Annotated in this window: 11 protein-coding genes; 10 read left to right on the top strand and 1 reads right to left on the bottom strand. The window is 69.6% G+C overall.

The features are described from left to right. Positions 1–292 precede the first annotated feature (292 nt). Positions 293–1,402 carry a class I SAM-dependent methyltransferase gene (locus AKH00_RS11875; RefSeq protein WP_235556765.1) on the bottom strand — a complete coding sequence of 370 codons (1,110 nt, stop codon included), beginning with the start codon at positions 1,400–1,402 and terminating at the stop codon, positions 293–295. Between the two features lie 61 nt (positions 1,403–1,463). Between AKH00_RS11875 and AKH00_RS11870 the strand changes: the two genes are divergently transcribed. From AKH00_RS11870 to AKH00_RS11825, 10 genes are all read left to right on the top strand, one after another. Beyond that, a complete protein-coding gene (locus tag AKH00_RS11870; RefSeq protein WP_050722975.1) occupies positions 1,464–2,120 on the top strand; it encodes a TetR family transcriptional regulator in 657 nt (218 codons plus the stop codon). After that, the gene (locus tag AKH00_RS11865) at positions 2,117–3,190 is read left to right on the top strand and encodes an ABC transporter ATP-binding protein (RefSeq protein WP_050722974.1); all 1,074 of its coding nucleotides are present in this window, start codon (positions 2,117–2,119) and stop codon (positions 3,188–3,190) included. The genes AKH00_RS11870 and AKH00_RS11865 overlap by 4 nt, the downstream gene beginning before the upstream one ends. Further along, positions 3,187–3,987, top strand: coding sequence for an ABC transporter permease subunit (locus AKH00_RS11860; RefSeq protein WP_050722973.1), 801 nt, complete (start codon positions 3,187–3,189; stop codon positions 3,985–3,987). The genes AKH00_RS11865 and AKH00_RS11860 overlap by 4 nt, the downstream gene beginning before the upstream one ends. Positions 3,988–4,091: 104 nt before the next feature. After that, a complete protein-coding gene (locus tag AKH00_RS11855) occupies positions 4,092–4,871 on the top strand; it encodes a carbon-nitrogen hydrolase family protein (protein ID WP_200903852.1) in 780 nt (259 codons plus the stop codon). A 92-nt stretch (positions 4,872–4,963) separates the two neighbouring features. Continuing rightward, a complete protein-coding gene (locus tag AKH00_RS11850; RefSeq protein ID WP_050722972.1) occupies positions 4,964–6,433 on the top strand; it encodes an APC family permease in 1,470 nt (489 codons plus the stop codon). Between the two features lie 44 nt (positions 6,434–6,477). Continuing rightward, entirely contained in the window at positions 6,478–7,188 is a 711-nt protein-coding gene (locus AKH00_RS11845; RefSeq protein WP_050722971.1) for a FadR/GntR family transcriptional regulator, read from the top strand. Between the two features lie 269 nt (positions 7,189–7,457). Next, positions 7,458–7,853 carry a GntR family transcriptional regulator gene (locus AKH00_RS11840; protein ID WP_050722970.1) on the top strand — a complete coding sequence of 132 codons (396 nt, stop codon included), beginning with the start codon at positions 7,458–7,460 and terminating at the stop codon, positions 7,851–7,853. Further along, positions 7,850–8,761 carry an ABC transporter ATP-binding protein gene (locus AKH00_RS11835; RefSeq protein WP_050722969.1) on the top strand — a complete coding sequence of 304 codons (912 nt, stop codon included), beginning with the start codon at positions 7,850–7,852 and terminating at the stop codon, positions 8,759–8,761. Before AKH00_RS11840 ends, AKH00_RS11835 begins: the two co-directional genes overlap by 4 nt. Next, the gene (locus tag AKH00_RS11830; protein ID WP_050722968.1) at positions 8,761–9,447 is read left to right on the top strand and encodes a hypothetical protein; all 687 of its coding nucleotides are present in this window, start codon (positions 8,761–8,763) and stop codon (positions 9,445–9,447) included. Before AKH00_RS11835 ends, AKH00_RS11830 begins: the two co-directional genes overlap by 1 nt. A 220-nt stretch (positions 9,448–9,667) precedes the next feature. Next, positions 9,668–12,930, top strand: a 3,263-nt coding sequence (locus tag AKH00_RS11825) for a LamG-like jellyroll fold domain-containing protein (protein WP_050722967.1), incomplete at its 3' end; no start/stop codon positions are given.

Raw genomic sequence — 12,930 nt, 5'->3', positions numbered from 1 at the left:
TGAGCCTGCTTCGGTTACGCCCGGGTGACGCTCCCGGCCGTTTCGACATGCTGCTGTGGCGGCGCGGACGGCGGATTTCGGATCCACCGCGATAGAGCATCGACCGTACGCCCACGCCTCTTCGCAGCACAGCTCATCGAAAGAAGGACGCGACCGCGGACTGGTCTACGGACCGTCAGGCCCGACTTCCAACGTAACGAAATGGCCGGTCAGGGGCAAATCCGCATTTGCTAGCCTGTCTGACTTTCTCCGCCTGACCGGGGGATTGCCCGGGTGTCGCCCGGGCGTTTCGTCAGCGCCGGATGCTGCGCGCGACGGTGAACTTCGGGGTGCGGTGGAGCTGGTCTGTCGGCCCGACGAGGCGGGTCATTTCGGCGCGATAGCCGAGCGAGGAGTTGAACACGGTGAGCAGCTCGCCGCCGGGGCGGAGGATGCGTGCGGCGGCCTCGAACAGCCGCGTCGCGGCCCCCGTGTGCACGCTCGTCCCCAGGTGGAACGGAGGGTTGAGCAGCACCAGGTCGACGCTCGCGTCAGCCAGGTCCGAGGCCGCGTCGTCGTGCATGACGGCAACCCTGTCGGCGACGCCGTTCGCGACGGCGGTGGCGCGCGCCGAGGCGACGGCCGCGGCGGAGCGGTCGGTCGCGATGACTCGGGCATCGGTGTGGGCCAGGGCGTACGAGACGGCGAGCGCGCCCGTGCCGCAGCCGAGGTCTACCACGGCGTCCGCCGCCGCGGTATCCATCTCGCCGAGCACATCGAGGAGAACCCGCGTGCCGATGTCGAGCTTCGCGCCGGCGAACGCACCGCCGTGGGCCGAGATCACGAAGTCTCCGTGCCGCTGCTCCACCGGGAACGGCGGCTCGACTGGGACCTCCCGCGGCTCGGCGGCGACGATGAGACGCGACTTGCGCTCGGCGCGCTCGGCCTGCACACGGCCGAAGCTTCGCGCGAGCACCTCGTTCTGCGCGAGAGTCATGTGCTTGACCCGGCCTCCCGCGACGAGCAGGACGTCGGGAGCGGCCCACCGTGCGACGGCATCCGCGATCTCCTCGAGCTCGGCGAGCGACTTGGGCAGCTGCAGCAACACGAGCCTCGCCCCGGACAGCAGCGCCGCCCCGAGTTCGTGCGGCTCGAATCCCTCGAGACCGAGGTCCGCGGCGTTGAGCGCGAGCGCACGGCGGCCGGTCGCGAGATCCTGGTGCACGCGGATGCCGCGGAGCCCGGCCGCCGTCAACGGCAGCGTGACCGCACCGTACTCGTCGCCGATCACGACGATCTCGGGCCCCTCCACGCCGAGGGAGAGTGCGCGGTCGACGAGCAGCAGGTCGGTCGCGTCGTGCGCCTGCAGGTTCTCCGCCTCGACGTCGGGGCGACGGCGCAGGCGCGAGTAGGGGAAGTCCACTCCACCAGCGTACGAGCGCGACCTCTTGACGCGGACTGAACGTACGTTTAGCATTCTGTACATGCGTTCAGCATCTGATGACCTCACCGCCCGCGCGCGGATCCGCGACGCGGCGATCGTCGCCTTCGCCCGTGACGGCTTCGCCGCCGCCAGCCTGCGCAGCATCGCCCGGGAGGCCGGCGTCAGCGCGGCGCTCATCGTGCACCACTTCGGCGACAAGAACACGCTGCGCGACGAGTGCGATTCCTATGTCGTGAGCGTCTTCATCGACGAGGACCACGGGGTGATCGACGCCCCGACGCAGGACCGCATCCGCGCCGCCATGCACGACATCGAGCGCTACGGCCCCTACATCGACTACCTCGCGCGCATGCTCGTCGACGGCTCGCCCGCGGCCGACCGGCTGTTCGACAGCATCCTCGATGGAACCCGCGCCGTGCTCGACGGACAGCGCGACGCCGGGATGCTCGAGCCGATGAGCGACCCCGAGATGACGACGCTGCTCGTGACGCTGATCGGGCTCGGCCCGCTCGTCATGCGGGCACAGCTCACCCGTGTGCTCGGCTCCGACCAGCTCAGCGCGGCCGGACTCCGACGTCTGACGCTGCCCACCATGGAGCTGCTGACCCACGGGGTGTACTCGACGACCGCGCTGCTCGAGGGCACGCGGCAGGCCCTCGCCGACGACGAGGCTGCGACGGAAGGAGAGACGTCATGACCGACGCGATCGAGATCCAGAGGCTGCACAAGCGCTACGGCCATCGGGTCGCCGTGCACGAGCTCGACCTCCACGTGCGCCCGGGCACCGTGTTCGGGCTGATCGGCCCGAACGGAGCCGGCAAGACCACGACGCTGCGCACTCTGGTCGACGTGATCCGCCCGTCCTCGGGAAGCGTGCGTGTGCTCGGCGAAGACCCCCGGCACGGCGGTGCAGCGCTGCGCCGCCGACTCGGCTACGTGCCGGGCGAGCTGCGCCTCGACGGACGATCGAGCGGGCACCGGATGCTGTCGTTCTACGCGCAGGTGTCCGGTGCCCGCGACACCGCCACGACGCTGCGTACCGCGCGAGAGCTCGCCGACCGCCTCGGCGTCGACCTGAACCGCCCCGTGCGCACGCTGTCGAAAGGCAACAAGCAGAAGGTCGGCCTGATCCAGGCGTTCATGCACCGCCCGGAACTACTGATCCTCGACGAGCCGACCAGCGGCCTCGATCCGCTCGTGCAGCGCGAGTTCCTGCAGATGGTGCGCGAGGCGCAGGATGCCGGGCAGACCGTCCTGCTCAGCTCGCACGTGCTCAGCGAGATCCAGCAGACCGCCGACGAGGTGGCGGTGCTCGCCGACGGGCGGGTCGTGGCCGACGGCGACGTCGCCTCGCTGCGTCTGGGGTCGGTCCGCCGCATCCGCGCCGCGATCAGGGCGACGGATGCCGTGGCTGCGCGATCCGCCTTCCAGGCCCTGCCCGGGGTCACAGGCCTGGAGGTGCGCGACGCCGACGGCATCCTGCACGTCAACGGCACGGTGGAGGGTGCGATCGATCCGTTCGTGAAGACGCTCGCCGCGTGGGAGGTGCAGGATCTCACGGTCGAGGAGCCCGACCTGGAGGAGTCCGTGCTGCGCCTCTACGGCGAATCCGGTTCACCGGCCGCGCCGACGCCGACGCCCCCCTCCGTCGCCGACGCCCCCTCCGATTCACGCGATCCCGCAGGGGCCTCGGCGCCAGGCAGGGGCGTCGAGGGAGCGCGCACCGCTCCACGAACACGACGAGCACGGCGGGAGGAGCGGCGATGAACGGCATCCTCCCGGTGTTCCGCCGCAGTCTTCGCGAGTCGTGGCGCAGCCTGCTGGGCTGGACCCTCGGACTCGCGGCCGTCCTGGCCCTCTACCTGCCGCTGTACCCGAGCCTCGGCGGCAGCGCACAGTTGCAGGACCTCATCGCCGCCCTCCCGAAGCAGCTCGTCGAGACCATCGGCTACGACCAGATCTCCAGCGGCGCTGGTTACACGCAGAGCACCTTCTACGGACTGATGGGCTTCCTCCTGCTGACGATCGCCGCGGTCGTGTGGGGGTCTGCCGCGCTGGCCGGCGCCGAGGAGAGCGGCCGTGCCGAACTCGACCTCGCGCACGGCATCGGTCGCGGGCAGTACGCGCTCGAGTCAGCTCTCGGTGTGCTCGTGCGGCTGCTGTGGCTCGGCGGGCTCTCGGGCCTGATGGTGGCGGCGCTGAACGGCCCGTCCGACCTCGGGCTCGACGGCTGGCGCATCGTGGGTGCGAGCGCCGCCCTCACCGGCCTCGCGTTCCTCACGGCATCCGCCGCACTGCTCGCGGGGGCCGCGACGGGTCGCCGGATCTGGGCGACCGGCGTCGGCGCAGGCATCGCGGTGCTCGGGTACATCCTGCAGGCACTCGCGAAGCAATCGAGCGATCTGAAGTGGATGAACGCGCTCTCGCCGTACGCCTGGGTGTACCGGCAGTCGCCTCTGGCCGAGGGAGTGGATGCCGGGGGTCTGGCGCTCACGTGGGGTCTCGCGGTCGTGTTCGTGGTCGCGTCGGCTGTCGCGCTGCGCGCCCGCGATCTGCGCGGCTGAGGGACTCGCCCTTGCGGAGGTAACACGATCGGAACACAATGGTCATCTAATAGATCACAATGATCTGTTTGATGGGTGCATCGTCGCACCACGAGGAGCATCCGATGACCTTGACCATCGCCGGCCTGCAGCACGAGGGCGTCCCGGGAGACGTCGACGCCAACCTGGCGATCGTCGCCGCCGCCGCGCGGGATGCCGTCGCTCAGGGCGCGCAGATGCTCGTGACCCCCGAGATGTTCGTGACCGGGTACAACATCGGCGAGCGCCTCGCCCCGCTCGCGACCCCCGACCTCACCGACCGCGTCGCGACGATCGCGTCCGCCGAGGGCATCGCGATCGTCGCCGGACTCCCCGAGCCGATGCCCGGAGGCGGGATCGCGAACTCCCTCGTCCTGATCGACCGCCACGGGCGCGAACTGCTCCGCTACCGCAAGACGCACCTGTTCGGCGACCTCGACCGCAGCCTGTTCGTGCCGGGCGACGCCCTCCCCGGCACGGTCGAGCTGCACGGCGTCCGGCTCTCGGCGCTCATCTGCTACGACGTCGAGTTCCCCGAGACCGTGCGCGCCGCGGCCCTCGACGGAGCGGATGCCGTGATCGTGCCGACCGCGCAGATGGAGCCCTACGCGCACATCGCCGAACGGCTCATCCCGGTGCGCGCCTGGGAGAGCCAGATACATGTCGTCTACGTGAACCGCGTGGGCGTCGAGGGCGACCTCGCCTATGTCGGCCGCAGCAGCATCGCCGCCCCGGACGGCACGACGCTCGCCGCCCTCGGCCCGCACGACACCGGTCTCCTGATCGCCACGATCGATCCCGAGACCACCCGCAGCGCTCGCCGGGAGAACCCGTACCTCCACGACCGCCGCACCGACCTGTACTGACCTCGGCCCGCACCCGCACCCGCACCACTCTCGCTGTCCCGAACCCTCCGCTCCCGCATCCGTGCATGGATGCTCAGTCGAAAGTGACCCTCATGACCGTCTCCCCCCTCGCCGAGCCGCGCCAGCGCCTCGACGGCCAGCTCGGCACCGGCGCGATCGTCTTCATGGTGATCGCCGCCGCCGCACCCCTCACCGTGATCGGCGGCAACGTGCCCATCGCGATCGGCTCGGGCAACGGCCCCGGTGCGCCGATCGGCTTCGCGCTCGCCGCCGTGATCCTGCTCGTGTTCTCGGTCGGCTTCGTGACCATGACCCCGTTCGTGAAGGAGGCCGGAGCCTTCTTCTCCTACGTCACGGCAGGCCTCGGCTCACGCCTCGGTCTCGGCACCGCCTTCACGGCGCTGGTCGCCTACACCGCGATCCAGGTCGGCGTGTACGGCTACATGGGCTGGGCGGTCGATGACCTCGTCACGTTCTTCGGCGGACCGAGCCTCCCCTGGTGGCTCTACTCGTTCGCGACCATGGCGATCGTCGCGGTGCTCGGCTATCGGCACATCGACCTGAGCGCCAAGGTGCTCGGCATCGCCCTGGCTCTCGAGATCCTCGTGGTGGTCGTGCTCGACGTCGTCATCTTCGCGACGGGCGGCGCCGACGGCATCGCGCTCGAGACCTTCGATCCCGCGAACGTGTTCACGGGTGGCATCGGCGTGGCCGTGCTGTTCGCTCTGACCGGATTCATCGGCTTCGAGGCGACGGCGGTGTTCCGCGACGAGGCGCGCGCGCCCGAGCGCACGATCCCACGGGCGACCTACCTCGCGGTCATCATCATCGGCGTGTTCTACGCGATCTCGTGCTGGGCGCTCGTCACGGGCGTCGGTGCGGCGAACGCGGTGGCCGTGGCGCAGCAGACGCTCGCCGGCGAGGGCAACCTGCTGCTCGACACGACGACGCAGTACCTCGGGCCGATCGTGCGCGACGTCGTGCAGGTGCTGCTGATCACGAGCCTGTTCGCGTGCGTGCTCTCGTTCCACAACGTGATCGCGCGCTACCAGTTCACACTCGCGCAGAAGTCCGTGCTGCCCGCGCGGCTCGGCCGTCGGCACGCCTCGCACCATTCCCCGGCGTTCTCCTCGGTCGTGCAGACGATCACGGCGGCCATCGTGCTCGCGGTGCTGGCCGTGCTGGGTCTCGACCCGCTCGTCGGGGTCTTCGGCTCGATGGCCGGAGTGGCGACGGTCGGCATGGTGCTGCTGATGCTGACGACCTCGATCGCGGTGCTCGTGTTCTTCGCACGACGCCCCGAGCTCGCCTCCGGGCGCTCGGTGAAGTCCAGGGTCTTCCCGGTGCTCGCGGTGATCGGCCTCGTGCTCGCGCTGTGGCTCGTGCTGTCGAACTTCACGCTCGTCACCGGCGGCAGCGTCGTGGTGAGCACCGTGCTCGCGCTCATCCCCGCCGCGGCGATGGTCGTCGGTATCGTGTGGGGCAGGCGCTTCCGCCTCGACGCCGACCCCGCCGAGGACGACGCCGCACCGGACCGCGCGGAGGAACGCGCGACGAGCTAGGCCGACCAGGCCCGGCCGGTGCCGACCCGAGACGAGGACGCACGATGGACCTGGCCTCCCCGGCGCTCGGCGCGATCCGCCGCACCACGGCCGTCGACACCGTTCGGGCCCGCATCTCCCTGGCCGTCGAGCTCGGGATGCTGGTGCCCGGCCAGCGCCTGCCCGGCACGGACGACACGGCCCGCGCGTTCGAGGTCAGCGAGATGACCGTGCGCCGCGCCTACCGCGCGCTGAGCGAGGAGGGCGTGGTCGTGCGGCGCAAGGGCCACGCGGGCGGCACATTCATCGCCGACTCGCCGGCCGTCGGGACCGTCGGCGAGATCGACGCGTACCGGGCGGATGCCGCGCACGTGCACGCCCTGATCGACCAGCGCGCCGTACTGGAGGCAGGCCTCGCGGCGGTGGCGGGTGCCGCGCCCGAGGACGCCCGGCTCGCGCGGCTCGACGCCCTGGTCGAGGAGATGCGCACGGTGCCGGACTGGACGGGCTTCCGCACCGCTGACGCGGCGTTCCACGAGGAGCTCGCCGCGATGGGCGGTGCTGCGGGCGCCGTCGACCTGCACCACCGGGTCTCGCACGAGCTCTACGCGTACTTCATCCCCTACCGCATCGAGTATCTGCGGGAGTCGAACGAGGAGCACGCCCGCCTCGTCGACGCGCTGCGCGCCGGGGATGCCGGTGCTGCGAGCCGTCTCGCCTTCGACCACGTCGCCGAGCTGCACGGGTCGATGTACGTGGGCCGCCCGCGCGCCTGAAGCGGGCCCCGGTCCGACCCCGCCCCGTCCCGAGCGCCCCTCCACACCCCGGGGCCCCGCCCCCACCCTCGGACCCCGCCCCCACCCCGGGCACAACTGCGGAGCCCGCGGCCGCCACGCCGGTCGTTTCCCTGCCGTACCGGCGTGGCGCGGCATCCGCTCCGAACTTGTGCCCGGGCAGAGCAGTCCCGCGACCGCACGGTTGACACGCGCGGGGTTAAGTGGTTACCTAGTCCAGTAACTAACCCACCAACCAGCGCGGAGGACTCGTGATCGAAGAAGGAAAGCCCCTCTTCCTCCAGATCGCCGAGCAGATCGAGGACTCGATCATCGACGGCTCGCTCGAGGAGGAGACGCAGGCGCCTTCGACGAACGAGCTCGCCGGCTTCTACCGGATCAACCCTGCGACGGCAGCGAAGGGAGTCGCCATGCTCACCGACAAGGGAGTGCTGTACAAGCGCCGCGGCATCGGCATGTTCGTCGCCGCCGGCGCCCGCGACATCGTGCTCGGGGAGCGTCGCTCGGCGTTCGCGGACCGCTACATCGACCCGCTCCTCGCCGAAGCCCGCACGCTCGGGCTCAGCGCCAACGACCTCGCAGCCCTGCTCACCGAGCGGGCCGCCCAGACCGATGCAGCACAGACAGAAGGGAAGAACCCCGCATGACCGCCGTCATCGAGGTGCAGAACCTCACGAAGCGCTACAAGGACAAGCGCGCACTCGACAACGTGTCGCTCAGCCTCGACGGGGGCGCGATCTACGGCCTCCTCGGGCGCAACGGCGCCGGCAAGACGACACTCATGTCGATCCTCACCGCGCAGAACTTCGAGTCGTCCGGCACCGTGAAGGTGTTCGGAGAGCACCCCTACGAGAACACGCACGTCCTCAACCGGGTCTGCTTCGTGCGCGAGAGCCAGAAGTACCCGGACGACGCCTATCCGCGCCACGCCTTCCAGGCCGCGAGCCTGTTCTTCGAGAACTGGGACCAGGCGCTCGCGGACGAGCTGATCGAGCAGTTCCAGCTGCCCATGAAGCAGACCATCAAGAAGCTCTCCCGCGGCCAGCTGTCGGCGGTCGGGGTGATCATCGGGCTCGCCTCGCGGGCCGACCTCACGTTCTTCGACGAGCCCTACCTGGGCCTGGACGCCGTGGCGCGGCAGATCTTCTACGACCGGCTGCTCGAGGACTACGCCGAGCACCCGCGCACGATCGTCCTCTCGTCGCACCTGATCGACGAGGTCTCGAACCTCATCGAGAAGGTGATCGTGATCGACAACGGGCAAATCCTGCTGAACGAGGACACGGATGCCGTGCGGGACCGCGCCGTCACCGTCGTCGGCGATGCCGCGAAGGTGGATGCCTGGGCCTCCGGCCGCGAGGTCCTGCACCGCGAGTCGCTCGGCCGGGTGGCGTCCGTCACCGTACTGGGGCGGCTCAGCGCCGAGGAGCGCGCCGAGATCACGGCATCCGGTCTGGATCTCGCGCCGGTCTCGCTGCAGCAGCTGATCGTCCGGCTCACGCAGAAGGCGGAGTCGACCCCGACGGGCGACGCCGCGAAGGAAGGAGTCCGCTGATGCGACGCACACTCAACGTCATCCGCCTGCAGCTGATCAACCGGCAGACCTTCGTCTGGGTCCCGTTGATCGTGCTCGGTGCCGCGACCCTGATCTCGGTGCTGATCTACGCCATGATCCCGGGCGACGAGCCCAAGTACGGCGGCGGCGGACAGGCGCCCCTCTGGTACTTCTTCGCGATCGGGATGTCGGCCATGACACTCACCTTCCCGTTCTCCCAGGCGATGAGCATCACGCGACGCGACTTCTTCCTCGGCACCGTGCTGACGGCCGTGCTGGGCAGCGCGTTCATGGGCGTGCTGTTCCTCCTCGGAGGAGCCGTCGAGACCCTCACGAACGGATACGGCGTGAACGGGTGGGTCTTCTACCTGCCGTGGCTGTGGGAGGCCGGTCCGGTCGGGGCGTTCATCGTCTACTTCACGCTCGCACTGTTCTTCTTCGTCGTGGGATTCACGGGCGCGACGATCTACAAGAGCTGGGGTCCACTCGTGCTCACGATCGCGAGCATCGCGCTGGCACTCGTGCTCGTCGGGCTCGTGTTCCTCGTGACTCGCCTCGAGCTGTGGGGTCACGTCGGACGCGGCATCGGCGACCTCGGTGCCCTCGGCCTGGCGCTGTGGGGGCTCGTCGTGGTCGCGGTCCTCGCGGGGGTGTCGTTCCTCGCGTTCCGCCGGGCGATCCCCTGACCTCTCACGACCACTCCGAGGGGTGGGACCGCGTCTCGACGCGGTCCCACCCCTTCTCCTGTGCCGCGCCGACGCGTGTACACAGCACCGACGGCATAGTGTGAACACCCCTCCTCTACCCTCATTCCCATACCCGCCGCCGTCCACCCGTGGGCGGCGGCGACCATACATCGATCCGCACGCTGGGGCGTGCTCTGTGCTGAATTCTGGGGAGAACGACGTGCACACCATTGGGGATGGCCGCTTCGGCGCGGCCGGGAACGGCGGCGCTCGCCGCGCGCGAAGGACGACGCTCTGGGGAGCCGTCGCCCTGACACTGGGGCTCACGTTCGGGGGCCTGTCCGTTCCCGCCGCGTCGACGGCCGACACCTCTCCGGCGCCGGGCACGCCGGAGACGGTCGCCGCCGACGGGCTGCCGACCGTCCAGATCGACGGGGTCGTCTACGCACAGGAGGTCGTCGGCAACACCGTGTACGTCGGCGGCAGCTTCACCAAGGCCCGACCCGCCGGCGCCGCTCCCGGCACGAACGAGACATTTCGCGCGAACCTGCTGGCGTACGACCTCACGACCGGCGAGCTCATCGCGTCGTGGAACCCGGGCGCGAACAACACCGTGCTCGACATCAAGAAGTCCGCCGACGGCACCCGCATCTACGTCGCCGGCATGTTCTCGAAGGCCGGCGGAGCGTGGCGGTATCGGGTCGCCGCCTTCGACACCGCGACCGGAGCGCTCGTCACGAACTGGGCTCCCGAGGCCAACGGACGCATCGACGGCCTCGCCGTCACCGAGTCCGCCGTCTATCTGGCGGGCGAGTTCACCACGATCAACGGCACTCAGCGCACCAAGGTCGCCGCCGTGTCGACGACGACGGGCGCGGTGACGGGTTTCACCGCGAACGTGCAGGGAGGCTACGGAGCCAAGGCCGTCGTGGTGTCCCCCGACCGTTCCAAGGTCGTCGTCTCGGGATCGTTCACCTCGGTGAACGGATCGACGAACCCGGGCCGAGGCATCACCGCCCTGAACGCGAGCACGGGTGCGATCATGCCGTGGGCCATGAACAGCGTGCTCCGCAACGGCGGCGCGAGCGCGAGCGGCTACGGCATCATGTACTCGCTCTCGTCGGACGGCGAGAGCGTGTACGGCACCGGCGCCGCACACAACTTCCAGGCCGACGGCGGCGCCTTCGAGGGTGCGTTCCGTGCGAACTGGAGCGACGGCAGCCTGGTCTGGATGGAGGACTGCCACGGCGACAGCTACGACGTCGCCCCCACGCCGTCGACCGTCTACGTCGTCGGACACCCGCACAACTGCTCGAACATCGGCGGCTTCCCTGAGTCGTCCGAACTGCGGTTCAAGAACTCGCTGGCCTTCTCGCAGGCGCCGACCGGCCCGGTCATCACGAAGGACAAGGTCGGAGGAGCCTACGGGAACTTCGAGGGCAATCAGGCACCGACGCTGCTGCAGTGGTACCCGAGTTGGACCCCTGGCACGTACACCGGCCAGTCCCAGGGCCCGTGGCAGGTGACCGCCGCCGGCGACTACGTGCTGATCGGCGGCGAGTTCCTCAAGGTGAACGGCGTCGCCCAGCAGGGCATCGTGCGCTTCGCCTCGAAGAACGTCGCGCCGAACAAGCAGGGACCGCAGGAGCAGGGCAGCGCATGGAAGCTCACCACCTCCGCTGTGCGCGCGGGGAACAAGCTGACGTGGAGCGCGAACTACGACCGCGACAGCCAGAAGCTGACCTACCAGGTGTTCCGTCAGGACAGGGGGATGACGACTCCCCTCACCGAGACGACCGCGATCTCCAACTTCTGGACCCGCCCGACGATGTCGTTCATCGACACGACCGCTGCCTCGGGCACGACGTACAACTACCGCATCAAGGCGATCGACGGGTTCGGCAACTCGACGCAGACGGACTGGACGCCCGTCGTCACGGCCGCGAGCATCACGACATCGAATTCCTATGACAAGGCCGTGCTCGCTGGCAACCCGACCGCGTACTGGCCGCTCAACGAGGGCGGCGCCGCAGCGGGGCTCAACGGGGTGAGTGCCAACGACCTCGTGATGAGCAACGCGTCTCTGGGGGCCACCGGCCCGCTCGCGTCGACTCCGACGTCGAAGTCGACAGCGTTCACCGGCGCCGACACCTCGGGCGGCGGCAGCAAGAACTCCCTCTCGGCGCCGCAGGTCTTCACGATCGAGGCGTGGTTCAAGACCGCGAGCAAGACCGGAGGCGCGATCGTCGGCTTCAACGCGACCCAGAACGGCAAGGCGGGCACCCATGACAGGGACGTCTACCTCGACAACACCGGACGGGTCACGTTCGGGGTGTGGAAGGGATCGCAGCAGACGGTCACGAGCGCTCCCGGGTTCAACGACGACACCTGGCACCACGTCGTCGCCTCCGTGAGCTCCGCCGGGCAGACACTGTACGTCGACGGCGTGCAGATCGGATCGAAGCCGACGGTGACCACCGCCGATGCGTACACGGGGCACTGGCGAGTCGGCGGCAGCATGACGACGGCGTGGGCGAATGCCGGCAGCAGTTCGTTCCTCAAAGGCGCGGTCTCGAACGTCGCGATCTACGACCGCGGACTGTCGGCGAGCGAGATCGCCGCGCACCGGCAGGCGGGCCTGCTCACCCCGACGGCAACGCCGGCGCCCACCGCATACGACGAGGCAGTGCTCACGGCGGCTCCGGTCAGTTACTGGCCTCTGAACGAGAGCAGCGGCAACGCGGGATTCGACCGGGCCGGCAGCAACCACCTCATCGTGGACAACGGGACGCGAGGATCGACCGGTCCCGTCACCACCTCTTCCGCACCGACGACCACGTTCGCGGGTACCGCAGGCTCGGGAGCACGGACGCTCACCTCGGCTCCCGCGCCGCAGGTCTTCTCGATCGAGGCGTGGTTCAAGACCGACAGCACCAGCGGAGGCAAGATCATCGGTTTCGGAGACGCCGCCACTCGCGACTCCGTGAACAACGACCGCAACGTCTACATCGACGGCGCAGGACGTGTGTCGTTCGGCGTCTATCCGGGAGAGACGCGGGCCATCGGTGGTGGTACGAACTTCAACGACGACCGCTGGCATCATGTCGTCGCCACGCTCAGCCCCTTCGGTCAGAAGCTGTACGTAGACGGCGTCGAGATCGCAGCAAGCCTCGACACGACGTCCGCGCACCCCTACTCCGGCTATTGGCGGATCGGCGGCGACACGATCGGTGGCTGGCCGAACGCCGGCACCAGCCCGTATCTGAAGGGCGCGATCTCGAACGTCGCCATCTACGACCGAGTCCTGACCCCGAGCGAGATGGCATCGCACAGAAAGATCGCTCTGGGGGCGCCGAACCAGGCTCCGGTGGCGGCGTTCACGCCGACGGCGACGGGTCTGTCGGTGGCGGTGGACGGGTCGGCGTCGGCGGATCCGGACGGCACGATCGCGTCGTACGCGTGGGACTTCGGTGACACGGGCAC

The organism is Microbacterium sp. GCS4, assembly GCF_001262495.1.
GTDB lineage: Bacteria > Actinomycetota > Actinomycetes > Actinomycetales > Microbacteriaceae > Microbacterium.
Note: the sequence above shows the minus strand (reverse complement) of the source record. Positions and strands in the feature narration are given on the sequence as shown.